This is a genomic window from Micromonospora sp. NPDC005173 (genome assembly GCF_040608515.1).
Taxonomy (GTDB): Bacteria; Actinomycetota; Actinomycetes; order Mycobacteriales; family Micromonosporaceae; genus Micromonospora.
The window spans coordinates 92,669-118,431 of record NZ_JBEXIK010000001.1 but is presented as its reverse complement, the minus strand read 5'-3'; the positions used below and the strand labels follow the sequence as shown (position 1 = coordinate 118,431).

The following is a 25,763-nucleotide window of genomic DNA, read 5'->3' as shown; positions in this document are numbered from 1 at the left end:
AGGCCGGGCCGCGGAGCGGGGCGGCGGGCTGGCGGGGTCAGGTCGGGCCGCGGAGCGGGGCGGGCTGGCGGGTTCAGGCCGGGTCGGCCGGGCGCCACCGCCGGCGCGCACCTCGGGGCAGCACCAGGGCGAGCAGCACCACGGCAAGCGCCGTCGTGCCGATCACGGCGCCGACCAGCAGTGCCCGGTCCCGGGCAGTCGCCCGGCGAGCCTGGCGGGCGACCAGCGCCGGGTCGACCCGGTCGTCGGCGAGCGCCGCGACTGCCCGAGGGCCGGCCGGCCGGGCACCGCCGGTCTCGGTGACCGCCCGGTAGGGGTTCAGCACGCCGGCGCCGTACCCGCCGCCATGACCCGCGCCGGGTGCCGGATCGGCGGTGGCGACGATCCGCTCCGCCACCTGGGCGGCGGTCAACTCGGGCCGGTACTGGCGCAGCAGCGCCGCGGTGGCCGCCACGAACGGCGCCGCGTAGCTGGTCCCCTCGACCTGGTGGTGGCCCTGACCGGGCGCGGCGGCCAGCACCTCGCTGCCCGGTGCGACCAGGTCGACGTACGGACCGGCCTGCGAGAAGGTCGCCCGCCCACCGCCCGCCCCGATCGCACCCACCCCGAGCACCCCGTCGTACGCGGCGGGGAACGGGCGCGGGTTCCCGTTGTCGTGCAGGTTGCCGGCGGCGGCCACCAGCACCACGTTCCGGTCGACCGCGTACCGCACGGCGGAGTGGACCGCCGGGTCGTCGGCGTACAGCACCACGGAGAGGTTCAGCACGTCGGCGTCGTGGTCGACGGCCCAGCGAATGGCTCGGGCAAACTCGCTGGCGCTGACCGTGCGCCCCGACTCCCGCCCCTGCACCACCTGCTGCTCACTCACCCGCACCGGCAGGATCCGGGCACCCGGTGCCAGGCCGTGGAAGGCGACGCCCGGTTGGGGTGCCGCCGCGATGATGCTCGCCACACCGGTGCCGTGCCCGGCGCAGTCCCGGCCGCCGTCCCCGCCGGGGTCGAGCAGGTCGGTACCGGTCAGCACCTGTCCGGCCAGTTGGGGGTGCACCCGGTCGACCCCGGAGTCGACCACCGCCACCGTCACCCCGGCGCCGGTGGCGAGCGGCGCGAGCCGAGCGGGGTCGTACCGCTGCTGCGGCCAGGGCAGCGCCGTGACCGGCCGGGCGGGGGCGAGTGGGGTCGCGCAGGCCGGTGCCGCCCGGAGCGCGACGTCGGCGGCGACGGCCGGGGCGGCCGTGCCAGTCAGCAGTGTGGCCGTCAGACCTGCAAGGACCGGGCGCGCAATCGACCGGGACATCGACGGCCTCCGTATCGTGTCGGCTCCGGAACGGGATGTTATCGCCTCGTCGACGCGCAGGCGGACCGCCGCCGGCCAGCAATTGTGATCTTGGTACCACCTTGTAGGTTGTACGCGATACCTGTGGCCTGTTCTCGGAAGGAGAGGTGGCCGTGACCGAATGGGAGCCGGCCACGGAGGCCGAGGTGGCGATGCGGGACGCGCTGCGCGCCAACGACCAGGAGCTCTACTTCCGGCTCCTGTCCCGCACCGATCTGTTGTTGCCGGTCGCCGCCCCTGCGCTGCCCGGTCAGGCACCATCCGGCTGGGGCACCTGGACCACCGGCGGCCGCACCCACGTGCTGGCCTTCACCTCCGCCGCCGCGCTGCGGGCCTGCCTCGGCGATCACCCCGGCAGCAACCGACGCGTCCCGTTCACGGATCTCGCGGTCGGCTGGCCCAACCAGGAGTGGTGGCTCGCGGTCAACCCGGGGTTGCCCGTCGAGGGGTACCTGCCGCCCTGGTTCGTCGCCCAGCTCTCCCGGGGCGACGTCCGGCTGCCTGGCCGCGCCATGGGCGCCCGCGCCCGCCTGGAGCGGGCCGAGACCCTGTCCCGGTCCCGGACCGGTGGGTCCGGTCGGGACGGCGCGAACGCCACGGGTGCGCCGCCCGCTACCGGGTCGACGTCGTCCGGGTCCGACCCGGCGGCGACCCCGTCCGGGCTGCCCTCGCCAGGGCGGGGCGCGGTGCCCCGGGTGGGCGGCCCGGTCGCACCGGGCACGTCGTCCCGGACGCCCGGCCCGGGTGAGCTGACGCGCCGATCTGGCGGGGAAGACATGCCCGCCGCTGGTCAGCGGTACCCGACCGGCCCGCCCCGACCCGGCAGGCCGGGCGACGCAATACCCGGCGTGTCCCGACCGGCCGCGTCCCGGTTCACGCCGCTGGCGCCTGCCGACCGCCCCAATGTCGCCCCCACCGACCAAACCGGTGCCGGCGCGGGCTGGCCGCCGCCGAAGCGGCCGGGTGCCGACGTCAACGGCCCGGCCGCCGGCAACGGTCCAGCCCCCAGCAACGGCCCAGCCGCTGGCAACGGCAGCGCCGAGAGCGGCCGACGCTCCTTCTTCGAACCGGCGTCCGGCCGGGGCCGGACCACCGGCCCGGCCTCGGGCGAGGGCCGGTCCGGCGACCGCGCGGTGCCGCCGTCCCGGTTCGGGCCGGGCAGCCAGCCCTTCCCGCGCCGCCGCCCCGCGGACGGGCCGGGCGGCGAGAACGCGACCCGTGCCTTCCCCATGCCGGATCCGGACGCCACCCGGCCGCTGCCGCCGCCGGCCGGTGACCCTGGCGCGTCCCGGGGGTCACGAGCGCCGGCGCCCGACGACGACCCCACCCAGCCACTGCCACCCCGCCGGTCCGGTCCGCTGGCCGAGGAGCCCACCCGTGCCTTCCGGGTGCCCGGTCGACCCACCGGCGAGGTGCCGCTGACCCGACTCGGGCGGACCGATCCCTCGGCGGACGAGACCCAGGCGATTCCGCGCCGCCGAACGGGCGATTCGGGCCGGTTCGAGCCGGTGGAGGAGCTGCCGGCGTCCATCGCGGAACCGGTCTCCGGCCCGCCCGCGCCGCGCCGCGGCTTCACGCCCATCGTCATCGAGGGCACCATCATCGAGTCCCGCGACCTCCCCGACCCGGCCGAGGCCGAGGGCCCGGCCGACGCCGCCTGGCGGTCCGGCCCGCAGTCCACCGCCGCGCCCTCGTCCAGTCCGGGTCAGTTCGGTCCGGCGGCGTCCGTCCCGGAGCCCACAGCCCCGTCGTCCACCGGTCTGGGGCAGTTCGGCTCGGCGGAGTCGGTCCCGGAGCCCACAGCCTCGCCGTCCACCGGTCTGGGGCAGTTCGGCTCGGCGGCGTCGGTCCCGGAGCCCACAGCCTCGCCGTCCACCGGTCCGGGCCAGTTCGGCTCGGCGGCGTCCGTCCCGGAGCCCACAGCCCCGCCCTCTTCCGGCCCGGACCAGTTCGGTCCGGCGTCGTCCGGTCCGGGATCCTCTGGGCTGGGCCCGTTCGGCCCGGCGGAGGCCGGTATGGGTGGCGGCCCGGCGGACGGTGGCTGGGGTGGCGTGCGCGTTGACGACCGCGTCGGCGGGCAGGACGGCGGAGATCGCGCCGACCTCGCCGGACCACCGGTCGGCGTAGACGGCGCGGATCGGGTCGCCGACGACGTCGGCGGGCAGGCGCCGCGGCCTCGGACGGTCAGCGGCGCGGAACCGGCGCGGCCCGACGCCGACGACAGTGCAGAGCGCGCGGTCCCGGACGGCGACGAGCAGCACGGGCGGGCGCCGGTCGAGTTCCTGCCCGCCAACACGGTCGAGGAGGACCTGCTCGGCGCGGCCGGTGCCGGCAGCACGGACACGTTCCTGTCCACGCTGCTGCTGGCCCGGGTCCTGCTGCCGGCCGCCCTTGATTCGGTGCGGGGCAGCCGCCCCGGCGACCCGGGTTTCGTCTGGCGCACCGAGCAGTTGGACGGCGAGACGTACGTGGTGGTCTACACCTCCCCGGAGCGACTCGCCGACCACGCCGAGGGCGACGTCGACACGGTCCGGGTGAAGTTCGCCCAACTGATCCGGCGCTGGCCGGACGAGGACTGGTCGTTCGCCGTCAACCCGGGCACTCCGGTCGGCGCCAAGCTGCCCGGCGAGCAGATCGTCGCGTTGGCCAACTGGGCCGCGGAGGTGGGGCTCGGCGACGACCTGGAGGTGGACCCGGCCGAGACGCCGGTCGTGGCGGAACCCGCCGCCCGCCCCCGGTACGCCCCGGCGGCGGTCGACCCGGCCCGACCAACCGTGATGCAGAAGGCGATCGCGCCCAGCCAGCTCGCGTACTACCTGGAGCGGGGGTACGACCGGGTCTCCGGTTTCGTGCACCGGGCCGGCGAGTTGGCCCACCTGACCACGCCTGCTCAGTTGCACGACGCGCTCGGCCTCAGCTACCCGGATTCGCCGTTCGCGCGGGACGCCGAGGAGATCTACGTGCTGCGCTGGCCTGCGCACCGGCCGAGCCTCTACCGGATCCCGTACGGCGGTCAGAACGAGCCGGCGATGCGGGCCATGGAGGGCTGGGTCATCGAACGCCCGCCGTTCCGGGGCAACGGCTTCGCCCCGGGCGAGAGCAGCGACGTGGTGGCGGAGTTCAAGGTGGACAGCGCGCGGCTGCCACATGGTGCGCAGCTCTGGCGGATCGGCGTGGACGGCACCGAGCGGGTGGTCGCGGTGCTCGACACGGACGCGGTCGTGTGGCGACAGGTCGGTGAGGCGTGATGCGGGACGGCTACGTGGCCCGTTGGCAGGGCCGGGAGTACCAGGCCAGCCCGGACGGCGATGACATCCGGCTGTACCAACCAGAGCCCGCTGAGGGCTTCGAGGAGGTCCGCGCCGGCCGGTACGTGCGGGTGCTGCCGGCGAGCGAGGTCGAGGACCTGGCGTACGTGCGGACCACCTGCACCTGGCAGGGGCAGCCGTTCATCGTGCTCGGCGAGCACGACGCCTGGCTGCGGGTGGAGTACACCGGTGGCCGCTGGCCGGTGGCCCAGGCCATGCGGCTGGAGGTGTTCGACTTCGGCGTCTACCAGGGCTGGGCGCCGGCCGCCGAGGTCACCGAACTGCGGGAGCAGCGGGTCTGACCGTTCAGGACTTGGCCCACCGCAGGATCTCGCCGAGCACCAGCTCCGGTGCCTCCAGGTGCGGGAAGTGCCCCACCCCGTCGAGCAGCCGCCACTCGTACGGGGCGACGACGTACCGCCCGGAGCCCAGTGCGGTACGCGGCAGGGAGGCGACGTCCAGCGCGCCGTGCAGCTGGAGGGTCGGGGTGACCAGCGGCTTCTGCATCAGCCGGACGAACCGGTAGCCGTGCAGCCGCAGCACCGAACGGAACGCCCAGCGGTACCCCTCCAGCGCACAGAACGCGGCCTGCGGGATGCGCATCGCCTCCCGGCTCCGCTCGGCGTACGCCTCGAAGTCCGGCCCGGCCACCCAGCGTGGCCCGCCCCAGCGGCGCAGGATCTCCGCCACGGGCGCGGCGCCGTCCCGGGTCAGCACGTGCTCGTAGCGGGGAAGCTGGAACTTCAGCGCCGGGGTCGAGGCGGCGAACTGCCCGCGCGGGTCGGCGAAGATGGCGGCGCGCAGCCGCAGCGGGTGCGGGGCACCCAGCACCACCAGCCGGCGGACCAGGGACGGGTGGAACGAGGCCACCGTCCACGCGACCATGCCGCCGACACCGCTGCCGACCAGCGTCGCCGACCGCTCGCCGAGTGCGCGGATCAACCCGGCGATGTCGGCGGCGAGCGTGTAGCCGTCGTACCCCCGGGGTGGTTTGTCGCTGGCGCCGTAGCCGCGCAGGTCGACGGCGACGGCGCGAAAGCCGGCGTCGGCGATGGCCGGCAGCATGTCGTGCCACGCCCACCAGTGCTCGGGGAAGCCGTGCAGGAAGAGCACCATGGGCCCGGTGCCGGCCTCGACCACGTGGAACTGGGTGCCGTTGGCGCCGACGAAGCGGTGGGTCCACGGCCCCTCGGTGAGGACGCAGGACTCGTCGACGGCTCCGCCGCGCTGGTCGGTCATGCGTCCAGCCTAGGACCCTGGCACAGGGCGCGGTCCTTGCCGTCCGGCGTGCCCGCTGCTCAGCCGGGCACAGTACGACGGCTCACCGCGACACGATGCTCATCGGGAGGCCCGGCCCGCAGTTGATGCGGGCTCGCGCGGCGGCGATCCGCAACGTGACGAAGCTCCCCGTCCGCAGCTCGCCGGCGTCCGGACCGTGCAGCGCGTACTCGGTTCCGTCCTCGGCGACGAGCCCGTAGCAGGGGCCGGTGCCGCCCCGGGTGACGGTGCCGCTGACCAGGTCGTTCTGCCGCAGGTCGCTGGGCGGGCTCGGTTTGGCGACGGGCGGGCGCATCGTCGGCGGCTCGGTGGCGGACAGCGGAGGCCGGGCTCGCGATGCGGTGGCGGCCGGTGCTGGCGGGCTGCTCGGGTCGAGCGATGGCGTCGAGGGCGCGTTCGGCGGGGTGGTGGTCGGGGCGGGTCGGTCCTCGGTCGGCGTACCGCCGTCCCCGGTGCTGGCGCACGCGACCATCGTCAGCAGCGGGATGAGCAGGAGCAGGGCTCGGGGGGCTGTGGGCACGCTTCTTGGACGCTGGTCGTGGCGCCCCGGTTCCGGTGGACCGCCGAGCTCGGGGTGGCCGGCACCGCGGCGAGCTTCGGCCGCGACGACGGCAGCGGAAACGGCAACGGCGCCCGGGGAGTCCCGGGCGCCGCTGCCGTTTACTGCTGAAGGAACTAGGAGATACGGATCTTCATCGAGGTGCCGTCCTGCTCCTGAACCTTGATCTTGACACCGGCTGCGGGGAGCTTGACGCCGTGGTTCGGCAGCTCCTCGAAGAAGTACTTCTTGGTGTCGTCGAACAGCGGCTCCGCAGCCTGGCCGCGGATGTACTGCGGCTGGCTGTTGAGGTGCAGGGTGAACGAGTCGGCCTTCTTGAGGCTGAACGGTGCGTCGTAGACCTGGACGCGGGCACGCCACGCCGCGCCGGTGAGGTTGTAGATCGGGCGCGGGTGCGCGTCGATGTACAGGTTCCGACCCTCACCCGGGTGGGCGACCGTGTTGTTGTCGGTCCAGCGGGTGTTCCAGTACGAGATGAGCAGGCCCTCCTGGTACGCGTAGTGGTCCACCCAGTCCGGGCGGGTGTTCGCGTAGCCGAAGAAGTACGGGCCGGTCTTCAGGTACTTGTCGTACGAGACGTACGACCGGTTGCCGGCGATGTAGTAGTTGTCGAACAGGCGGGTGTACGTCGCGCCGACGACCTCCCAGCCGTCGAGCGCCCAGCCGGCGTCGGTCTCGGCGCCGTCACTGAGCACCGTCTGGCCGTCGGCCGTCACGGTGATCGCGTCGCCGAAGAAGCCGCCCTCGGCAACGCCACCGTCGGTGACGTAGTGCAGGCGGACCTGAGCGACCTTGCCGGCGAGCGAGGTGAGCGGGATGTTGATGTCCGCCCATGCGCCGTTGCTGCTGCCGTCGAGGGCCGGGCGGTTGGCGCCGTCGACGCCGATCGGCTGGCCGTTGACGGTGCCGTCCAGGTCGGCCCAGGTCTGCCCGCCATCGGTGGACGCCTCAAAGTAGAGGTAGTCGAAGTTCTCCTCGATGGCGTACTTGCCCTTCAGCGACAGCGCCGCAGCGGACTTGCCGGTGAGGTCGAACGTCCTCGTCATGGCCTGGTTGAGGTCGTCATCGTTACCGGAGAAGTACTGCTTCGCGCCTTCGAACGGTGCGCCGTAGTTGAAGGTGTACTCCCGCTGGGGCAGCACCACCACGGCGGCCTGTGCCTTGGCCGAGTTGTACTCCTGTGGCCCGAGGTCCAGCGTGCGCTTCTGCCCCGCCACGATCACCTCGTAGTCGAGCCAGCCAAGCTGGAGCTTGTTCCACGCGCCCAGGTCGCCACCACGGTCGCCGATGCCGGCGTCGTTCTTGGCACCGAGCCGGCTCTGGGCCATCAGGGTCCAGTGCTCGTTGTTGTTGTCCGCCGGTCCGTAGTCGTCCGGCAGGCCCAGGTCGTGGCCGTACTCGTGGTAGAAGACGCTCCGGCCGCCGTTTTCCGGCTGGATCGTGTAGTCGCGGATCCAGACGCCGGTGTTGCCGATCTGGGTGCCACCGATCGGGAAGTTCGGCGGGCCGACGGGCGAGCTGTTGAAGGCCGACCAGCGGTGGCTCCAGATGGCGTCCTCACCCTGGTGCGGGTCACCGTCGGCCTGGTCGCCGCCGGAGTGGACGATCTGGAAGTGGTCGATGTAGCCGTCTGACTCGTTGAAGTCGCCGTCACCGTCGAAGTCGAACCGGTCCCACTGGTCGTAGGACCGCATCTCCTCGGCGATCTGGGCGTCCGTCCGGCCCTTGGCCTTCTGGTCGGCGACCCACTGATTGGCGGCGTCGCGGATCAGTGCCCAGGTGTTCGAGCAGACGTTGTCGCCGCAGACGGCGGGGTCGCCGGTCGGGTCGTTGTCGGCCTTCGGGTCGTCGGAGCGACCGTAGCGGGCCTCGTTGTACTGCACCTTGACCCAGTCGGTGACCAGGCCGTTGACGGTGTAACGGCCAGAGGACTGCGCCTCGTAGTACTGCTTCAGCGACTCGTCGCCCGGGTTGGTGCCGAAGTACAGCTGGCGGAAGTGGTCCGGGCTGAAGTCCGGCTGCCAGACGGTGGAGTTGTCCACGGCCCGGTTGGGCTGCGGAATCTGGTTGTGCAGCGGCCCGTTGAAGGTCGTCGGCCCGGCGATGTCCGGGTTCATGTCCTTGTCCGGGTAGGACGGGTGCCGCTGGTCTCCGAACTCGGCCAGGATCACGAAGATCTTGTCGGTCCGCTCACGCTGGAGCTCGACGTACTGGTCCTTGCTCTTCTGAGCGCCAGCGAAGGTGCGGGCGCTGATGCCCGTCCCGTTCGTCTTGCCGACCTTGACGACCGTGCTGCCGTTGCGCTCGATTGGCTTGCTGCGCCCGCTCAGCACGTCGCTGAGACCCTGCTGACGCAGCTCGCGGCGCTTGTCCTCAAGCTTGTCGGGGAGTTCGTCCTTCAGTGACTGCGGTTCGGCGGCGGACGGAGCTGCTGCCGGCAGTTTGGGCTGAGGCGCCGCCGAGGCGGACGGGCCGAACGCCAGGCCTGTCGCCGTCAGTGAGAGCCCGAGCAGACCCACTGCGACTTTGCGCACGTGGTACCTCCGGTGTGAGGGAGCCGGCCCAACGGGGGTACAGGCCGGTGACAGATCGATCCCACTAGTGGGACCAATGGTGAACATAGACACTGCTGGGACGGGTGGGAAGATGCCCGCGTCGATTTGTTGCAAGATTTTGTTGGGAATGCTTTTCACCGTCACACCCCCACGCTTCATCAGGGACGCTGACCAGCGTGGACCGGCCACGCGCGTTTTATAGCGACGCATTTCGATCTATGTGATCGGACATACGACAACGGCCGTCCGGCACTCCGGCACCCACACGCGAAACGGCCCGCCCGGAGCGTGGTGCTCCGGACGGGCCGCCCGTTGTTCCGTCGGACGACGGACCTGTCGGGGTCAGTTCCTCGCCGAGGTGACGTACACCGTGGCGGACGAGTTGTCCCGTGCGGTCCGCTTGATGGTGAGCGAGACGCCGAAGTTGACGCCCTGGTCACCGGGGTTGCCGGTGCCCAGCACGATCGCCCCGCCGCCCAGGGTCACGCCGTAGAACTCCGGCGCCGGGCTGCCGTCCGGGTGGGTGACCCGGGTGGTGTACGGCGCGTTGTTCCGCGACGGGAGCACCACCGAGGCGTCGTTGTCCCGCGCGTACGCGGCGCCGTCCCGCATCTCGATGCCCGGGTACCAGGTCTTGGCATCGGTGAAGGTCTTCACGCCCGGCTGGGACTTGAACTTGGTGCAGTACGCGCTGTACGGCTCGCCCGCTGCCTCCAGGCACTCCGTGAAGGAGTACGTCGGCTTCAGCGAGAACGCCGCGTTCGCCGACTGCGGACGGCTGGGCAGGTTGTCCGTCACCGACGGGTCCTTCACGGCCGCCTCACCAGTGCGCCGGTACGGGTCGAAGTGCGAGTCGACGATGAGCAACCCGCCCTTCGCGCCGTAGCTGGGCAGCGCGGTCATCTGCCCGGTGACGTGGTTGACGTCGCCGAGCGCGGTGTCCCGGTACCAGACCAGCATGCCCGGCGCGTTGTACGAGATCCGGTCGACCTTCCACGCGTCGTGCGAGTAGATCGTGTCGTAGGCGTACTTCAGGCCCTTGTCGAAGCCGTCGAAGTTGCGCCACTCGGCCAGGTAGTAGTGAGCGTGATTCTCAGTGCCGCTGCTGACCTTCCAGCCCGCGCCCGTGGTGTCGACCCAGGTGCCGCCGGTGGCCGTCCAGCCGTTGTCGCCGCCCTCGACGTCGTCGCTCCACGTGGTGGCGCCGCCGCCGGTGACCGAGAAGTCGTCGACGAACCAGTTGCGCTCCTCGAACGCCTCGTCGGTGGCCAGACGCAGCCGCAGCTGGATCGTCGTGCCGGCGTACGCCGACAGGTCGACGTAGTCGTGGCGCCAGCCGTCGGTGCTGCCGGTCAGCCCGTACTTCTTGCCGCCGAAGTCGTTCATCCGGCCGTTCGGGTCCGGGTAACCGTCGGGCGTGGTGACCGCCGTGCCGGCCTCGTCGTACACCTTCGCCTCGGTCCAGGACGTGCCGCCGTTCGTCGAGATCTCGACGAAGCCGTAGTCCCAGTCCTGCTCGATGATGTAGTTGTTCCACATCCAGAACTTCGCGTCCGCCGCCGCCGGCACGTCGACCGAGCGGCCCAGCTTGACGTCGGCCCACTCCTGGTCGTTGTTGCTGTGCCACATCTTGGTGCCACTGTGCGGCGTGGCCAGCGTGGTCACCTTGTCCGGCAGGTCGATCTTGATGCCGTCCTCGGTGCGAACCGGGGTACGCGAGGTCTGCCCGAGTTCCACGTTGCGCCCAGGGGAGCCGGGGGTCATGGTGAGCGGGTCGGCCCAACCGAGCACCCACTTATCCCAGATACCCATGTGCGTCGGCAGTGCCTGGAAGATCTCACCCGAGTGCGATCCGGAGGCCATCAGGTCCCAGAAGTCCACGTCGGAGTCGGCGTTGCCGGAGGTGTCGTAGAGGTCCGGCAGGCCGAGGTCGTGACCGAACTCGTGCGCGAAGACGCCGACGCCGGCGTCCTCCGGCTGCACGATGTAGTTCGACACCTGGAGGTTGGTGCCCGGGATGCTGTAGCCACCGGCGACCGACGAGGAGTGCGCCCAGACGGCGTACACGCCCTCGGCGCCGCCGCCGCGGGACTTGCCCTGACCGGCGTGCACGAGCACCAGGTGGTCGATCACGCCGTCCGGCTCGAAGACGTTGCCGTCACCGTCCCGGTCGGCCTGGTCCTCGATGTCGTAGTCGGCCCAGGGGAAGTTGGGGTCCTTCGCGGCGAGCGAGTCGATCGCGTCGGTGGCCAGCCGGCCCGCGCCGGCCGGGTTGTCCGGGTGGCCGTTCATCGACTGCTCGCGGCCGGGGACCCAGTTGCCGTTCGCGTCCTGGAAGCAGCGGTTGGCGGCGTACCAGCCCTCCGAGTGCGGCACGGTGATCCACGGGCTGGCCTGCCCCGCGACCGTGTACGCGTTCTTGGACATCTCCAGGTACATGTTGTGCATGGTGCGGCCGGAGATGTCGATGCCCCGCTTGCCGTCCGGGCCCGTCAGGTCCTTGCGGACCCGCTCGGTGATGCCCTTCTTGCTGTAGAGCATCTTGTCGTAGTGGGCCGGCGAGAAGTCCGGCACCCACATCGAGTTGTTGTCCTCGTGCGGCAGGGTCGCCGGGTTCACGATGTTGTTGTGCTTCGGGCCGTTCTGGACGGTACCGGGGACACAGGTCCGGTCCTCGAACACCGTCTTCGGGACCATCACACCGGTGAAGTCGTCGTTCGCCTGGTCGTTGAACTCCACAAGCAGCGTCAGCAGCTTCGCCGTCTGGGTGGTCGGCGCCTGCTTGATCTTCCGGGGGTTCTTGCCGGTCTTGATCGACTTGGCCTCGATCTTCGCCAGCTGCTGGGCCGTCACCGGGTTGCCCCGAGCGTGCTTCTGATCGAACGCCCGCGCGGCGTCGACGGCGGGGGTGTAGACGCCACCCTTGCCCTTGACCTCGCGGCCGGCGGTGTCCGGCTGAACTTCGGGCTCGGCGTAGTTGATGTAGTGCTCATCGGCGCCGATCACCGCCCGGGGGGTGGCGGGCGACGATTGGGCCGCCGCGCTGCCGGTCACGGTCAGTGACGTGGCCGCGAGGGCGATGGCGGGCAGCGCGACGAGTAGTCGTCGTCGCGCCCCGGACTGCGGTTTGTGGTTCATGCCGCTCCGTTTCTCGGGCATGGGGAGGAGGACGTTGGGGGCGCCGACCATCGATGTGATGAACGTCGAACTGTCCCAACCTGCGTGAACCTAAATCACAACTGGCCGAAAGGACAGAGGCGACCCACCGCCTGTGTCCGTTCAGCTTCTCCGGGCTCATCCGACTGACCGATGTGACACTGGTGGGGCTGTGTGGGTCGTACCCGTAAGAAATGACGGAGGGTGGCGGTCCGCACGGACCGCCACCCTCCGGTGTGTACGCCTGCTGTCAGTCCTCGTCGGACTTCGTGCCGCTCATCCCGGAGGAGATCAGCTCCATCACGGACGAGTCCTGCAACGTGGTCACGTCGCCCAGTGACCGGTGCTCCGCGACGTCCCGCAGCAACCGGCGCATGATCTTGCCCGAGCGGGTCTTCGGCAGCTCCGGCACCAGCATGATCTGCCGGGGCTTGGCGATCGGGCCGAGCGTCTTCGACACGTGGTTGCGCAGCTCGGCGATCAGCTTCTCGCCCGCCTCGCCGGCGATGTCGGTGCTGCCGCGTGGAATGGCGAACGCGACGATCGCCTGACCGGTGGTCGGGTCGGTCGCGCCCACGACCGCCGCCTCGGCCACCGACGGGTGCGACACCAGCGCCGACTCCACCTCGGTGGTGGAGATGTTGTGCCCGGACACCAGCATCACGTCGTCGACCCGGCCGAGCAGCCAGATGTGCCCGTCGTCGTCCTTCTTCGCCCCGTCACCGGCGAAGTACATGCCCTCGAACCGGCTCCAGTACGTCTCGATGAACCGGTTGTCGTCACCCCAGATGGTGCGCAGCATCGACGGCCATGGCTCGCGCAGCACCAGGTAGCCGCCGCCGCCGTTGGGCACCGACTGGCCCTGGTCGTCCACCACGTCGGCCACGATGCCCGGCAGCGGGGTCATCGCCGAGCCCGGCTTGGCGGCGGTCACCCCGGGCAGCGGGGAGATCATGATGGCGCCCGTCTCGGTTTGCCACCAGGTGTCCACGACAGGCAGCTCACCCCGGCCGATGTGCTGCCGGTACCAGATCCACGCCTCCGGGTTGATCGGCTCGCCGACGCTGCCCAGCAGGCGCAGCGAGGACAGGTCGAAGCCGGCCGGGATGTCGTCGCCCCACTTCATCATCGTCCGGATCAGGGTGGGAGCGGTGTAGAGGATGGTGACGCCGTACTTGTCGACGATCTCCCAGAACCGGCCCTTGTTCGGGGTGTCCGGGGTGCCCTCGTACATCACCTGGGTGACGCCGTTGGAGAGCGGGCCGTACACGATGTAGGAGTGGCCGGTGACCCAGCCGATGTCGGCGGTGCACCAGTAGACGTCCGTCTCCGGCTTCAGGTCGAAGACCGCGTTCGCCGTGTACGACGTCTGGGTGAGGTAACCACCGGTGGTGTGCAGGATGCCCTTCGGCCGGGCCGTGGTGCCGCTGGTGTAGAGGATGAACAGCGGGTGCTCGGCGTCGAACGGCTGCGCGGTGTGCTCGGCCGAAGCGGTCTCCACCGTCTCGTGCCACCAGTGGTCCTTCGACGACCAGGCCACTTCCTCGCCGGTGCGGCGGACCACCAGCACGTGCTCGATCGACGGGCAGTTCGCCACCGCCTCGTCCACGGTCGGCTTCAGCGCCGACGGCTTGCCCCGCCGGTAACCGCCGTCCGCGGTGATCACCACCTTGGCGCTGGCGTCCTGGATCCGGTTGCTCAGCGAGTCGGCCGAGAAGCCGCCGAAGACCACGCTGTGCGCCGCGCCGATCCGGGCGCAGGCCAGCATCGCGACCGCCGCCTCCGGGATCATCGGCATGTAGATCGCCACCCGGTCGCCAGCGGTGACACCCAGGTCGGTGAGCGCGTTCGCCGCCCGGCAGGTCAGCTCGTGCAGGTCGGCATAGGTGAGAGTGCGGGTATCGCCGGGCTCGCCCTCCCAGTGGATGGCGACCTTGTCGCCCCGACCCGCCTCGACGTGCCGGTCCAGGCAGTTGTACGCCACGTTGAGCTGCCCACCGACGAACCACTTCGCGAACGGCGGGTTCGACCAGTCGAGCACCTCGTCCCACTTCTTCGACCAGGCCAGCCGGTCGGCCTGCTTCGCCCAGAACGCGAGCCGGTCGGCGTCCGCCTCGGCGTAGGCGTCGGCGGTGACGTTGGCGTGCGCGGCGAGCTCGGCCGGCGGGGGGAACTGGCGCGTCTCGTTCAGCAGATTGGCCAATGCCTCGCTCATGCCGTGACTCCTCGTCCTCGGGTGACCTGCGTCTCGCTGGGCACGAGGGTAGTCGCGGTGGTCCCGGCTCGCGACGGCTGCCCGCTCCGTCGCGCCGAGCGGCCCCCGCCGCGCGCCCGACGGCCCTCGCGACCGCGCCCGCGCCGCGCGACCGTGCCCGCCGGGCCGGTCCGCGTGGTCAGCCTGCGTCGGGCGGCCGTGCGCGCGGTCCGCGTGGCCGGCGTGCGTCGGGCGGTCGTGCCCGCGTGGCCGGCGTGCGTCGGGCGGTCGTGCCCGCGTGGCCGGCCTGCGTCGTGGGCCTTGATCGACACGAGGTCGGGGATGTCGCGGTATCCGGCGGTTGGAACCCCCCGTTATCGGCGACATGGTGTTGACCTTGCCCTGCCCGAGGGGCGCGGCCGCGCCGGGCGGTGGCCGGGGTCGCGTTGCGGCCGGGTGCGGCTCGGGAGGTCGGGACGGGTCGCTAGCGTGGCGGGGTGACCACGGACCCGCTCGCCCCGCTGCTCGCGCTCGCCGACATCTCCACCGCCGTCGAGCGGGCCCGCGAGCGGTTCGACCAGGCACTCGGGCACCGCGCGCTGCGCCGGCACGGCGGCCAGGTCGCGGCCGAGGTCAGCCTCCGGTCCGCGGTGGCCAGCGCCGCTCTCGAGGGGTACGCCCACGAGCGCGAAGCCGTCCGGAGCGGCACGGTCACCGACCCGGTGCTCCAGGGGGCGCTACGGGTCGCCGGGGCGCTGCCCGGGCTGAGCGAGCTCTGGCCGAAGGCCCCCCGACAGGCCCTCGCGAAGCTGCACGTACTCGCTGCCCGGGACATGGTGCCGGAGGACGAACTGGGCCGACCGGTCGCCGACCCGGTGGTCGCCGCCCGGCTGGACGGGCTGGCCGGGCTGGTCGCCGGCGGCACCAAGGTCTCGCCGCTGGTGCTCGCCGCCGTGGTCCACGGGGAACTGCTGAACCTGCGCCCGTTCGCCGGCCCGTCCGGCGTGGTGGCCCGCGGTGCCGCGCGGCTGGTGCTGCTCGCCAGCGGCCTCGACCCGCGCGGCCTGCTTGCCGTCGACGTCGGTCACCGTGAGCGGGAGCCCGAGTACGTCGGCTCGGCCGGCGCCTTCGCCACCGGCACCCCGGATGGCCTGCGATCCTGGCTGCGCCACTACATGGCGGCCGTGGAGGTCGGCGCCGACCAGCTCACCGCCATCGGCGACGAGATCCTCGCCGCTGCCTGAGCCCCGCACTTGCGGCCGTCGATCATTTCGCTGTGCTGCCTCACAACGGGCGCAACACTGCCTGAGGCGATCACCGATTTGATGATCGGCCTTGTGGCGCGGAGGTCAGGCGGAGGCGGCGGCGCGGGTGCGACGGTGCCGGCCGTACCAGGCGATGCCGATGGCGACGCCCACGCCGACCCCCAGAGCCGCCGCGGCGACCGGGACGGCGGGCCGCTCCCGCAGCCGACGGCCCAGCGGGATCGGGTGCCGGAACTCCAGGACCGGCCAGGCGTTCTCCGAGGCCAGCTTGCGCAGCTGCCGGTCCGGGTTCACCACGCTCGGGTGCCCGACGCACTCCAGCAGGGGGCGGTCGCTGTACGAGTCGGAGTAGGCGTACGAGTCGGCCAGGTCGTAGCCCCGAGCGGCGGCCAGCTCGCCGACCGCCTCGACCTTGCTCGGGCCGGCCGCGTAGAACTCGACCTCACCGCTGTACCGGCCGTCCCGCACCGTCATCCGCGTGGCGATCACGTCGGTCACCCCGAGCAGCTCGCCGATCGGCCGGACCATCTCCTCGCCGGAGGCGGAGACCAGCACCACGTCCCGGCCGGCCGCCTGGTGCTCCTCGATCAGCGCGGCGGCCTCGGCGTACACGTAGGGGTTGATGAGCTCATGCAGTGTCTCCGCGACGATCTGGCGGACCTGTTCCACCTGCCAGCCCTTGCAGAGCGCAGCCAGGTAGTCCCGTGTTCGGGCCATGGTCTGCTCGTCGGTGCCGCCCAGCCGGAACATCAGCTGCGCGTACGCCGACTTGACCACGTCACGCCGGGTGATCAGCCCGTCCCGGTAGAACGGCCGACCGAACGCCAGGGCGCTCGACTTGGCGATGACGGTCTTGTCCAGATCGAAGAAAGCGGCACTTCGGCCCACGGCGCGAAAGTCTAGCCGGATGGTCTATCGTCGGCGGGTGCCCGGGGTCACGCCACCCCTCGGACCTGCGGGCCGGCACCACCACCTCCACTCGGCGTGACCGTGCTCACACTTTGCGAGGAGATTTTCGCACTGAGTGGGGTCGACACCACTCGACGTGACGAGCCCGCTCAGGCAGACTTGTCCGCACGACGAGTTTTCATATCTCCGAAAACAGACAGACCCTCGGCGGTTGCACCCCCCGTAACCGCTGAGTGGTTCGGCTCGACCCCCCCGGAGCCGAACCTCCGACGACCCCCGTCTCCCCCCGACGGGGGTCGTCCCTTTCCACGGTTTGTGCTCGCTGCAGCTCCTACGCCCCCCACTCCCGGCGCACTGGAGGCTGCGGCGGCTCCTCGTGCGGAGGGTCGGTGTCCACGGTCTCGACCAGGTCCTTGGCCGGCGTGACTCGGGTGGGCAGCTCGCCGAACCGGACGTGCCGGAGGCGGGCGAACTCCTCGTCCGTTGACCGTTCGGTGTGCCCTCGATCCTCACTCATCGCCGACCTCCCTCGTCGGGTTCCATTGTCCCCCGCTGAGGCGATCTTGGCGTTGGTGACGGCCTGTCGAGGTCGCGGGGTTACCGCCCGGGCCGGAGGGGTGACCATAGGCGGGTCGCCGGCCGCAACGGCTGTCGACAGCAACGCTGACAGCAACGCCGCCGGACGGGAGCACGCTGACCAACAACGGCCCGGACGAAGCTCCGAGCGTGCAGCCGTTGCCGGACACGCGCGGACGCGACGCACAGAGCTTGTAAGCGAGGCGTCGGCGAAACACGACCTAATGCGCCGGGGTGGGGGCCTCGGGGGGATGGCCGGCGGCGTGGCGGGCGTCGGCGAGGGCGACGGCGAGCAGTACGAGCCCGGCCACGACCGCAGCGAGCAGCGTCGGGACGAAATACAGAGGGACGGCGGCGACCGCCAGGGCGGCGATGGCGACGACGCGGCGGATGGAGAGCCGGTCGAACACGACGCGTTCCAGGCGGATGCGGCCGTAGAGGAACAGTGCCGGACCGCCGAGGATCGCGATGAGCCACGCCGGCTCCGGCGGGCCGTCCGGGTGTTTCAGTACGATCTCGAAGCCGACGGCGGAGGCGACGATGCCCAGCACCATGACGACGTGGGCAGTGCCGGTGGCGCGGCCGGCGGCGTCCCTGTCCCCCGCTGCGGCGACGGCTTCGGCGAGGACCTGGCCGGAGCGGTAAAAGTAGATGCGCCAGAGCAGCACCGTCGACAGGAACGCCACCACCAGCCCCGCGGCGGTCGCCGGGGTGACCGGCTGGTTGGTCAGCGTGGTGCCGACGGCGAGCACGGTTTCCCCCAGGGCGATCAGCAGGAGCTGCTGGTAGCGCTCGGGCAGGTGGTGGCGGCTGTCCGTGGCCCACGGACCTACCGATGGCCGGGCCATCCCCGGTACCGGCCAGCGCAGCTGCGCGGCGACGATGTCCACGGTCACGGCGGCCCCCCACAGGGCGGCCCGGGCGCCGCCGCTGACGGCCGCGCCGGCAATCCAGATCACCGCCGAGGCCGCGTACCACGGCAGCGACCGGAGGTAAAGCTGCCGCAGGGGGTGGCCGCGCAGCGTCGGTATCAGGATGAGCGGCCGGCCGCACTGCAGGATCACGTACGGCAGCACGAAAGCCCACCCGCGGCCGACGAACGCGTACGGCAGCGAGGACGACATGACCAGCAGCCCGAAGGCACTGGCCAGCACGATCCACTGGATCTTGCGGCGGCGGGGGTCGAACCAACTGGTGATGTGCGCGGTCGTGATCCACAACCAGATCAGCGGCAGCGACAGCACGAGCAGGAAGGCCATCGCCCGCCACCGGACGACAACGTCTTCGCTGACGATGTCCCGCGCGACCCGGCTGACCACCCCGGCTAGGGCGAACACCAACACCAGGTCGACGAACAGTTCCAGGAAGTTGGCCTGCCGCACCTCTTCGCGACGTTGCAACACGTCCTGACCCGGTCCACCGCCCTCCCGATGCCCCATACCGCTCATACTCGCCCGCTCAACCTTGGATCACCGGGGGTTGGACGTCGTACACCCAGAGGAAAGCCATGCACCGGTGACCGCCGGCAATCCATAGGTATGGGTCAGCCGTCTGCCCTCGGCACCCGCTGCAGCGATCATTTTCGGAGGGCGAAACCGCCCACGCCGATCCAAACTGACAGGACGACCGTGAACCAGGCCCCCGGATACGCCCCCAGACGCTCAGCGACGGTGGGCAACGGACTCGGCGGGACTAAACAAGATCATCCCCTGACCGCATCTCTGCTGGTCAGGGGCCGTCTTCGCACCTGGTGGCGGGTAGAGGATTCGAACCTCTGTAGCTTTCGCGACGGATTTACAGGCCGCTCTCGCCTTGACGAGATCTGTATGTCGTTCCGAGTGGATGCCGGCTCGCAGCGTCTTGTCGAGGCAAAGCTCCCTCACACGTAAGCGCCGCGCGGCGTGGGTCAGGCCGGCAGGCCTGGGTGGCGTGACATCAGCCGCTGACATCAACAGTGGCGTCCGGTACCGAACGTCCCCGTACAGGTGGCCGCTTCAGCCCAGCGCCGACGGATCTCGGTGGACGATCCGACTCTTGCCGGAAGCGCCTTGTAAGCGAGACGTCGGAGCCGGGCGGAGTCAGCAGCGAGTCAGCAAACAGTCCGTTGCGCGACGACAACGGGCGGAACGAGCGACGCAGCTGCCGTACGTGAGCGCACGAGATGACATCGGCCGGCAGTGGTCGACAACTACGACCAGGCTCCCCCCGACGGGGGTCGTCCCTTTCTAGGGAGTGTGCCGGGCAGGTCACAGGTCGCCCCGTCCTCCTTCGGGCCGCGCCTCCCGACCGTCACTCCGACCGGCGCGCCCACGCTTCGACCTGGACATTTCGCCCGCGATTGGTAACCAGTAGAAGGGGATCAACGCGGTGATCACGGCCACGCCGAGGGCGGGGAGTAGGGCACCCAGCACGACTCCGGCGGCGATCCAGAAGGGTGCGACCCGGAAACGCCTGCTGATCGCCCTCTCACCTGCGGGATCGACGGTGCTGGCCAGCAGCCGATGATCACGGCGCGCGTACTCCCAGATCGCGTTGAAAAGAGAGGCTGCCACTCCGAGCGCGATGCCGTAGAAGACGACCGCAGTCCGCTGCCCGTGTCCGTCGCGGAACGCGGCGGCCAGCACGGAAGCGGCGAATGGCAGGAACGCGATGGTCATCAGCAGCAGGGTGTTGAGCAACAGCACCACCCGGTCGACGCCACGGAGGTGGTCGAACATGACGTGGTGGTTGGCCCACACCTGCCCAATGAGAAGGAAGGTGAGGGCGTAAGCCAGGTAGGAGGGCCACAGCTCAGCAAGGCCGTGGGCCAGGTGTCGGGTGTCCTGCGGCGGGTGGATCTCCAGGACGAGCAGGGTGATGGAGATCGCGAAGACCGCATCGCTGAAGGCGACGAGCCGCGCCGGTTTGCGTTCCACGCCGAACGCCATTGACCTTCCTGGTCCGCGAACAGGTTCTGCCACCGCCCAAGCCTGAGACACGGGACCCAGCTGGGCGTGCAGCCGGGCGGGCGTGTCACCCCGATACTCCGAGCCTTGTGATCAGGGCACTGGGGGGTTGCGAGAGCGAAAGCTAACCGGCTGCCGTGCGGTAATCGTCGGGCCGGTCGCGACACAAGCCAGGGTGAGAGTCGCCGAGGCAATGGGGGTTCGGGTGGGTCCACCGGAGAAACGCGACGAGGTCTGGTTCACCAGGCTCTACGCCGCCGAGTACGCGCACATCGTCAGGTACGGACTGCGTCGACTCGCCGACGCGGACGCGTCGGCAGAGCTCGCCCAGGAGGTCTTCGTCGTCGCGTGGCGGCGCCGCGGTGAGGTGCCGGACCGCAGCCTGCCCTGGCTGTACGGGGTGGCCCGGCGCCTGCTGGCGAACCAGTGGCGGTCCCGGCGCGCCGCCCCGGACGTCCTGCCGATCACCGACGCCGACCTCGCGCGGGTGGCGCATCCGTCCGGCGCCGACGCCACCGTGGGAGTCTCGCCGACGTCCGGGCGGCCCTGGCCACCCTCAGCGACCTCGACCAGGAGATCCTCCGGCTGATCGGCTGGGAGGAGCTGACGGTCTCCGAGGCGGCCCAGGTACTCGGCTGCGCTCGCGCCACCGTGGCGGTGCGTCTGCACCGTGCTCGCCGCCGTCTCACCGAAGCGATGTCAGAGCAGCCCGTCCGGCCCCGGCGTCCGGTGTTGGCGACCATTCGAGAGGACCTGTGATGTTCGGAGCAGAGCGAACCCGTACCCTCCTCGGCCCGGTCGACCCGGCCCGGGACACCGCCGTGGCGCCATCCTCGGTCTCGGCGCGCGACCTGATCGACCGTGCCGGCGCCGCCGAGCCAGTCGTCGGTCATCGCCGCGCACGCCCGACCCGTCGGCTGGTTCTGACGGCCGGCACGTTGGCCGTCGCGGCTGGCGCCGTGGCGGTCCTCCAGCCGTTCGACAAGGTCGCCCCGGACACCGGGGATGTGCCGGTTGCCGCACCCGGATCGGTGCTCGTGCCGGTCGCGTACCAGTTCGACTCGGACGCGCCGGCGGCCGGCCCGCAGCTGCGGGCCCTGGCCAGCAGGCTCGTCGACGCGGAGTACGACAACAGCAGCGGGCGCTACATGTATCACCACACGAAGCTGTGGGGCGACCCGGTGATGACCTCCGCTGACGGCCGCTACCACGTCGCATTCGCCGACGAGACCAAGGTCTGGCAGGCCGTCGACGGGACCGGGAACCAGACCACCGTCCAACTGGAACCGCAGTATCCCGACCAGGAGTCCCGGGACTACTGGCAACGCAATCTCGGGAAGGGCCCTGCGGTCGCCGGCACCCCCGCGCCCGACACCGTTCCGCTGCCGCCCAGAGAACTCACGCCACCGCAGGCTGATCGGTCGCAGCTGCGCGAGCTGCTGAAGGCCGCCCACGGCGCGGGTGCGGTGAGCAAGGAGGTCAGCACGGTGTACGGGCGGTACGTGGTGCCGCGGCAGACCCGCGCGGAGATCCTGCGGGTCCTCGCCGACGTTCCCGGCTTCCGCTGGCGCGGGCAGGTGACCGACCGCGCTGGACGGAAGGGTGTCGCGGTCACCTTCGACGACCGCGAGCACGACGCGCAGTCCCTGCTGATCTTCGACCCGAAGACGGGCGAGCTGCTCGCCCACGAGCGGCTGACGCTCGCACCCGTGCGGATCAGCTCGTACAAGGTCATCCTCGATACCGCCTGGACCGACCGGCTCGGCTGACCCCCGGCAGCGGGGCCGCTCCCTCGGGAGCGGCCCCGCCGCGTTTCCATTCCAGCCGGAGTATCGGTCGGACATGTCCCGCGCGTAGCAGATCAACTGTCTCGCCGGGCGTTGTCCACAGCCCGCCCCGTTGTCCACAGGCGGCGCGGTCGGGACGGTTTGCGGGGCGGATCCCGAGCAGGGTCGGCGGCACACCCGAGCCCGACCCGCTGGAGGCCGCGATGGCAACCCGTACCTCCGTTCCGCCGATCCGACGACTTCCCCTGGTCGTCACAGGGGACGGCGATCTGCTCGACGACCTGCTCCGGCTCGCCGCCGCAGGCGGGACCGAGGTGGAGCTCGCCGCCGACCCGGCGGCCGCCCGTACCCGCTGGCTTCCCGCACCACTGGTGCTGCTCGGCGCCGACCAGGCGCAGCCGTGCCTGCGTGCCCGGCTGCCGCACCGGCCCCGGCTGGTGCTGGTCGGCCGGGCCGGCCAGATCGACCCCGGCTGGCAGATCGCCGAGCTGATCGGCGCCGAGCACGTCGCCGCGTTGCCCGCCGCGGAACCGTGGCTGGTGGATCGGTTCGCCGAGCACGGCCCGGACCGTCCGGACGGCTCCGGCGCCCGGATCGTCGCGCTGCTCGGTGGGCGGGGCGGCGCCGGAGCGAGCGTGCTCGCCGGCGGGCTTGCCGTGACCGCCGCCCGGGCCCGGCTGCGCACCCTGCTGGTCGACGCCGACCCGCTCGGCGGTGGCCTCGACCTCGTGCTGGGCGGGGAGCAACTGGAAGGGCTGCGCTGGCCCTCGCTCACCGGTGCGGACGGGAGGGTCGACGCCCCAGCGTTGGTCCGGGCCCTACCCAGCCGCGGTGACCTGGTGGTGCTCTCCTGGGACCGCGGCGATCTGCTGGCGCTGCCCGCGGCGGCGATGGCGGCGACCCTCGAAGCGGCCCGGCGTGGCCGGGACTTCGTGGTGATCGACCTGCCTCGGCAGTTGGACGACGCCGCCGTGATGGCGTTGCAGGCGGCCGATCAGGCGTTCGTCGTCGTCCCGGCCGAGCTGCGAGCCACCGCGGCAGCCGCGCGGGTGGTGGCCGCCGCCGTCCCGCACTGCGCCGCGCTCTCGGTGGTGGTGCGCGGGCCCGCCCCGGGCCGGTTGCGCGCGACCGAGGTGGCGCGGGCACTCGGGCTTCCGCTCGCCGGCACGCTGCGACCCGAGCCGGGGCTCTGCCGCGGGCTGGAACGGGGCGAGGCCCCAGCCGCCGCCGGCAGGGGTCCGCTGGCCGCCCTCTGCCAGCGGATCGTCACCGAGCTCACCGGCGTTCCGGCCGCGGGTGCGGCATGACGGGCAGCCCGGAGGACGGCACCCTCGCCGCCCGGGTACGGCAGCGCATCGCCGCGGCCACCACCCCGGTCACCCCGGCGGCGATCGTCTCGGCGGTACGGGCCGAGCCCACGGCCGCGGTGCTCGGTGACACCGCCGTGCTTCGGATCGCCGACCGGGTCCACGACGACCTCGTCGGCGCCGGGCCGCTGGCCCCGCTGCTGGCCGACCCGGAGGTGACCGACGTGCTGGTCAACGGCACCCGGGTCTGGGTCGACCGGGGGGCAGGGCTGCACCAGGTGGCGATCCCGGTGGGCTCGGTTCCAGGTGCGCCGCGGCGACCGAGGGCGGGTCCTGGAGTCGATCTGTCTACTACTCCCGGAGGGACCCGACCGGTTGGTCACCGTGGTGCCCGCCTGGGTACGCGGTCGGGGGCTAGGGCTGGCCGCCCGCGCGTTCGGGGCGCTGCTGCGGGACCGTGGTGTGGCGGTACCGCCGATACTCGGCGAGCCGTGGCCCGGATCGGCGGGTCCGGCATGACCGGCGGAGCGGTGCTGGTGGTGACGCTGCTGTTGGCCGCCGCCGCACTGGTGGCCTGGCCCGTGCACAGTATCCGGGGGCGCCGCCGTCGGGTGCTGACGTCGGCGGGCCGTGGAAACGCGCGGGCCGAACCGGACGACCCGCTGGTGGACTGGGTCACCGAACTCGGCCGTCCCCTTGACGGACCGGCCGACGGGTTCAGTGGTGCGCGGATGCCGGTCGGCTGGCCCACTCGGGACGTCGCTGGCGGCCAGACCTGGCCATCGTTGGCGAGCGCCTCGGCGGGGTCCACGCGTCCGGCAGGTCCGGCACGCCCGCCGACCCGTCGGGATCCCCGTCGGCCGGCAGGTACCGCCCGGCCAGCGGCCGGGCCCCTGGAGGCCGGGCGGGGTGCCGCCACGTCCATCTCCGTGCCGACGATCGACGGCGGAGGCCCGGAGGTGGAGCGTCGGGGCGATCCCGCCGGCACGGCCGACGGGTCCAGAGACGTCGATCGCCGTGGGCGCCAGCTCGTCGGTCCGGCGGGGATGCCGGTCGGCGGACCGCGCGGGGCGGCTACGTCGGCGCGCGTCCCGCCATCACCGGCGCGCGTACTGCTGCTGGTCGGCCTGGCGGGCGCCGGCACTGGCGCCGTGCTCGCCGGCCCGGTGGCCGCCGTCGCGGCTGCCGGCTACGGCATGCTGGCCGTGCGCGCTCTGCTGCGCTGGCGGACGAACCGGCATGTCGAGCGGAACCGACGGCGCGGGTTGGACCAGCTGTGCGGTCTCGCGGCGGATCTCCGGGCGGGCCTGCCCGTCCCGTCGGTCGTCGAGGTCGCCAACGCAAGCGGGTCGGGTGGTGCGGACCGGCTTCGCCAGTTGACCTCGGCCGCGGTGCGGCTGGCGGACCGGACGGGCGCGCCGCTCGCGGAACTCGTCGAGCGGATCGAGGCGGACGCCCGGGCGACCGACCGGGGGCTGGCCGCCGCGGCGGCGCAGGCGGCCGGCGCTCGGGCCACGGCCTGGTTGCTGGCGGCCCTGCCGATCGGCGGGATCGGGCTCGGTTACGGGATCGGCGTGGATCCCGTGGCGGTGCTCCTGCACAGCACGGTCGGCGGGGTCTGTGCGGTCCTCGCGGTCGCCCTGCAGGTCGTCGGCCTGTTCTGGGCCGAGCGGCTCGGCACGACGCCGGGGCGGGCCGGTTGATGTCCCGGACGGTTCCCAGCGCGGGAGCGAGCGCAGCGGCCGGCCGGCGCCCGGACGTGATCCGGCTCGCCGCAGCTCTGGGCGGGATCGCCGTGGCCGTGGTGATCGGAGGCTGGTTCGGGCTGCTCGGCGCGGTTCCGACTGCGGTCCTGCTGGACCTGCTGCTGCGGCGGATCGAGTCGCCGACCGCCCGCAACCGGCGACTCCGGGAGGCCGCCGACCTGCCGCTCGCCGCCGACCTGCTGGCCGCTGCGATGCGGGCGGGCGCCCCGGTGGACCGCTCGGTGCTGGCCGTGGCCGAGGCGCTGGACGGCCCGCTCGCCGACCGGCTGGCCCGGGTCGGCCGCACCCTGCTGCTCGGCGGTGGTCCGGCGGAGGCGTGGTCCGCGCTGGATGGGGTGCCGGGGGCGGAGCGATTGACCGCGGCCGCGTTCCGCTCGGCCAACAGCGGGGCCGCCCTGGCCGGTGCGCTGACCCGGCTCGCCGACGACCTGCGCGCCGACCGGGCCACCGCCGCCGAAGCGTCGGCCCGCCGAGCGGGTGTGCTCATCGTCCTGCCGTTGGGGCTCTGCTTCCTCCCGGCGTTCATTCTCGCCGGCCTGGTGCCGGTGATCGTCGCCGTCCTCGGCGACGTGCTCTGACCCATCGAGAAGGGAAACAGCCATGCGCAAACTCATCGGCCGCCTGCGTGGCGACGCCGGGATGAACACCGCCGAGTACGCCGTCGGCACTCTCGCTGCCGTCGCGTTCGCCGGGATCCTGTTGAAGGTCCTGACCTCAGGCAACGTCCAGTCGGCGCTGACCGCCGTCATCGACCGGGCGCTCAAGTGATCGGGCGCCGGCAGGCCGGCCGCGATCGGGGGACCGGTGCCACCGAGTGGACGG

The 25,763-nt window shown here is 72.0% G+C and carries 21 protein-coding genes and 1 pseudogene; 12 read left to right on the top strand and 10 right to left on the bottom strand.

Annotation, left to right across the window (positions count from 1 at the left end):
• Nucleotides 1-73 precede the first annotated feature (73 nt).
• Complete coding sequence (gene mycP, locus ABZV00_RS00565; RefSeq protein WP_355600615.1) at nucleotides 74-1,297, bottom strand: type VII secretion-associated serine protease mycosin; 1,224 nt, start codon at nucleotides 1,295-1,297, stop codon at nucleotides 74-76.
• Between the two features lie 152 nt (nucleotides 1,298-1,449).
• Here mycP and ABZV00_RS00560 point away from each other — a divergent pair, with 152 nt between their 5' ends.
• Entirely contained in the window at nucleotides 1,450-4,584 is a 3,135-nt protein-coding gene (locus ABZV00_RS00560) for an SseB family protein (protein WP_355600613.1), read from the top strand.
• A complete protein-coding gene (locus tag ABZV00_RS00555) occupies nucleotides 4,581-4,946 on the top strand; it encodes a hypothetical protein (RefSeq protein ID WP_355600611.1) in 366 nt (121 codons plus the stop codon). The genes ABZV00_RS00560 and ABZV00_RS00555 overlap by 4 nt, the downstream gene beginning before the upstream one ends.
• 4 nt (nucleotides 4,947-4,950) lie before the next feature.
• Here ABZV00_RS00555 and ABZV00_RS00550 read toward each other — a convergent pair whose 3' ends face one another.
• The gene (locus ABZV00_RS00550; RefSeq protein ID WP_355600609.1) at nucleotides 4,951-5,883 is read right to left on the bottom strand and encodes an alpha/beta hydrolase; all 933 of its coding nucleotides are present in this window, start codon (nucleotides 5,881-5,883) and stop codon (nucleotides 4,951-4,953) included.
• An 82-nt stretch (nucleotides 5,884-5,965) separates the two neighbouring features.
• A complete protein-coding gene (locus tag ABZV00_RS00545) occupies nucleotides 5,966-6,442 on the bottom strand; it encodes a hypothetical protein (protein ID WP_355600607.1) in 477 nt (158 codons plus the stop codon).
• An 18-nt stretch (nucleotides 6,443-6,460) separates the two neighbouring features.
• Between ABZV00_RS00545 and ABZV00_RS00540 the strand changes: the two genes are divergently transcribed.
• Nucleotides 6,461-6,592 (top strand): hypothetical protein, encoded by a 132-nt coding sequence (locus tag ABZV00_RS00540; RefSeq protein WP_355600605.1) that lies wholly within the window; start codon nucleotides 6,461-6,463, stop codon nucleotides 6,590-6,592.
• 5 nt (nucleotides 6,593-6,597) lie between these two features.
• On the opposite strand, the gene ABZV00_RS00535 is transcribed toward ABZV00_RS00540, so the two are convergent.
• The 3 genes from ABZV00_RS00535 to acs form a co-directional block, all read right to left on the bottom strand.
• Nucleotides 6,598-9,000: an immune inhibitor A domain-containing protein gene (locus ABZV00_RS00535; RefSeq protein WP_355601315.1), complete on the bottom strand. Its 2,403-nt coding sequence runs from the start codon at nucleotides 8,998-9,000 to the stop codon at nucleotides 6,598-6,600.
• A gap of 378 nt (nucleotides 9,001-9,378) precedes the next feature.
• On the bottom strand, nucleotides 9,379-12,174 hold the full coding sequence (locus tag ABZV00_RS00530) for an immune inhibitor A domain-containing protein (protein WP_355600603.1): 2,796 nt from the start codon (nucleotides 12,172-12,174) through the stop codon (nucleotides 9,379-9,381).
• A gap of 268 nt (nucleotides 12,175-12,442) precedes the next feature.
• Nucleotides 12,443-14,407, bottom strand: coding sequence for an acetate--CoA ligase (acs, locus tag ABZV00_RS00525; protein ID WP_355600601.1), 1,965 nt, complete (start codon nucleotides 14,405-14,407; stop codon nucleotides 12,443-12,445).
• A 476-nt stretch (nucleotides 14,408-14,883) separates the two neighbouring features.
• Here acs and ABZV00_RS00520 point away from each other — a divergent pair, with 476 nt between their 5' ends.
• The gene (locus ABZV00_RS00520) at nucleotides 14,884-15,630 is read left to right on the top strand and encodes an oxidoreductase (protein ID WP_355600599.1); all 747 of its coding nucleotides are present in this window, start codon (nucleotides 14,884-14,886) and stop codon (nucleotides 15,628-15,630) included.
• A 105-nt stretch (nucleotides 15,631-15,735) separates the two neighbouring features.
• Here the strand turns inward: ABZV00_RS00520 and ABZV00_RS00515 are convergent, their stop codons facing one another.
• The 4 genes from ABZV00_RS00515 to ABZV00_RS00500 form a co-directional block, all read right to left on the bottom strand.
• Nucleotides 15,736-16,539: an HAD-IB family hydrolase gene (locus ABZV00_RS00515; RefSeq protein WP_328422683.1), complete on the bottom strand. Its 804-nt coding sequence runs from the start codon at nucleotides 16,537-16,539 to the stop codon at nucleotides 15,736-15,738.
• Between the two features lie 352 nt (nucleotides 16,540-16,891).
• A complete protein-coding gene (locus ABZV00_RS00510) occupies nucleotides 16,892-17,077 on the bottom strand; it encodes a hypothetical protein (RefSeq protein ID WP_355600597.1) in 186 nt (61 codons plus the stop codon).
• Nucleotides 17,078-17,357: 280 nt separating this feature from the next.
• Nucleotides 17,358-18,575, bottom strand: a complete 1,218-nt coding sequence (locus tag ABZV00_RS00505; protein WP_355600595.1) for a low temperature requirement protein A — start codon at nucleotides 18,573-18,575, stop codon at nucleotides 17,358-17,360.
• Between the two features lie 807 nt (nucleotides 18,576-19,382).
• Nucleotides 19,383-20,063: a TMEM175 family protein gene (locus ABZV00_RS00500; RefSeq protein WP_355600592.1), complete on the bottom strand. Its 681-nt coding sequence runs from the start codon at nucleotides 20,061-20,063 to the stop codon at nucleotides 19,383-19,385.
• A 223-nt stretch (nucleotides 20,064-20,286) separates the two neighbouring features.
• Here ABZV00_RS00500 and ABZV00_RS00495 point away from each other — a divergent pair, with 223 nt between their 5' ends.
• From ABZV00_RS00495 to ABZV00_RS00460, 8 genes and pseudogenes are all read left to right on the top strand, one after another.
• Nucleotides 20,287-20,670 carry a sigma factor gene (locus ABZV00_RS00495; RefSeq protein ID WP_355601313.1) on the top strand — a complete coding sequence of 128 codons (384 nt, stop codon included), beginning with the start codon at nucleotides 20,287-20,289 and terminating at the stop codon, nucleotides 20,668-20,670.
• Entirely contained in the window at nucleotides 20,628-20,840 is a 213-nt protein-coding gene (locus ABZV00_RS00490) for a sigma factor-like helix-turn-helix DNA-binding protein (RefSeq protein ID WP_355601311.1), read from the top strand. The genes ABZV00_RS00495 and ABZV00_RS00490 overlap by 43 nt, the downstream gene beginning before the upstream one ends.
• Entirely contained in the window at nucleotides 20,840-21,850 is a 1,011-nt protein-coding gene (locus ABZV00_RS00485) for a CU044_5270 family protein (protein ID WP_355600590.1), read from the top strand. The genes ABZV00_RS00490 and ABZV00_RS00485 overlap by 1 nt, the downstream gene beginning before the upstream one ends.
• Before the next feature lie 221 nt (nucleotides 21,851-22,071).
• A complete protein-coding gene (ssd, locus tag ABZV00_RS00480) occupies nucleotides 22,072-23,175 on the top strand; it encodes a septum site-determining protein Ssd (RefSeq protein WP_355600588.1) in 1,104 nt (367 codons plus the stop codon).
• A pseudogene (locus ABZV00_RS00475) lies at nucleotides 23,172-23,726 on the top strand (pilus assembly protein CpaF); the annotation flags it as partial. The gene ssd and the pseudogene ABZV00_RS00475, both read left to right, overlap by 4 nt.
• 180 nt (nucleotides 23,727-23,906) lie before the next feature.
• The gene (locus ABZV00_RS00470) at nucleotides 23,907-24,878 is read left to right on the top strand and encodes a hypothetical protein (protein ID WP_355601309.1); all 972 of its coding nucleotides are present in this window, start codon (nucleotides 23,907-23,909) and stop codon (nucleotides 24,876-24,878) included.
• Complete coding sequence (locus tag ABZV00_RS00465) at nucleotides 24,878-25,519, top strand: type II secretion system F family protein (protein WP_355600586.1); 642 nt, start codon at nucleotides 24,878-24,880, stop codon at nucleotides 25,517-25,519. Before ABZV00_RS00470 ends, ABZV00_RS00465 begins: the two co-directional genes overlap by 1 nt.
• Nucleotides 25,520-25,541: 22 nt before the next feature.
• The gene (locus ABZV00_RS00460; protein WP_151492073.1) at nucleotides 25,542-25,709 is read left to right on the top strand and encodes a DUF4244 domain-containing protein; all 168 of its coding nucleotides are present in this window, start codon (nucleotides 25,542-25,544) and stop codon (nucleotides 25,707-25,709) included.
• Nucleotides 25,710-25,763 lie beyond the last annotated feature (54 nt).

What these genes read in the sequence shown, in the direction of transcription:
- mycP (WP_355600615.1), bottom strand. Translation starts at nt 1,297, where the DNA reads ATGTCCCGGTCGATTGCGCGCCCGGTCCTTGCAGGTCTGACGGCCACA.
- ABZV00_RS00550 (WP_355600609.1), bottom strand. Translation starts at nt 5,883, where the DNA reads ATGACCGACCAGCGCGGCGGAGCCGTCGACGAGTCCTGCGTCCTCACC.
- ABZV00_RS00530 (WP_355600603.1), bottom strand. Translation starts at nt 12,174, where the DNA reads ATGAACCACAAACCGCAGTCCGGGGCGCGACGACGACTACTCGTCGCG.
- acs (WP_355600601.1), bottom strand. Translation starts at nt 14,407, where the DNA reads ATGAGCGAGGCATTGGCCAATCTGCTGAACGAGACGCGCCAGTTCCCC.
- ABZV00_RS00510 (WP_355600597.1), bottom strand. Translation starts at nt 17,077, where the DNA reads ATGAGTGAGGATCGAGGGCACACCGAACGGTCAACGGACGAGGAGTTC.
- ABZV00_RS00505 (WP_355600595.1), bottom strand. Translation starts at nt 18,575, where the DNA reads ATGGGGCATCGGGAGGGCGGTGGACCGGGTCAGGACGTGTTGCAACGT.
- ABZV00_RS00500 (WP_355600592.1), bottom strand. Translation starts at nt 20,063, where the DNA reads ATGGCGTTCGGCGTGGAACGCAAACCGGCGCGGCTCGTCGCCTTCAGC.
- ABZV00_RS00485 (WP_355600590.1), top strand. Translation starts at nt 20,840, where the DNA reads ATGTTCGGAGCAGAGCGAACCCGTACCCTCCTCGGCCCGGTCGACCCG.
- ssd (WP_355600588.1), top strand. Translation starts at nt 22,072, where the DNA reads ATGGCAACCCGTACCTCCGTTCCGCCGATCCGACGACTTCCCCTGGTC.
- ABZV00_RS00470 (WP_355601309.1), top strand. Translation starts at nt 23,907, where the DNA reads ATGCCGGTCGGCTGGCCCACTCGGGACGTCGCTGGCGGCCAGACCTGG.
- ABZV00_RS00465 (WP_355600586.1), top strand. Translation starts at nt 24,878, where the DNA reads ATGTCCCGGACGGTTCCCAGCGCGGGAGCGAGCGCAGCGGCCGGCCGG.
- ABZV00_RS00460 (WP_151492073.1), top strand. Translation starts at nt 25,542, where the DNA reads ATGCGCAAACTCATCGGCCGCCTGCGTGGCGACGCCGGGATGAACACC.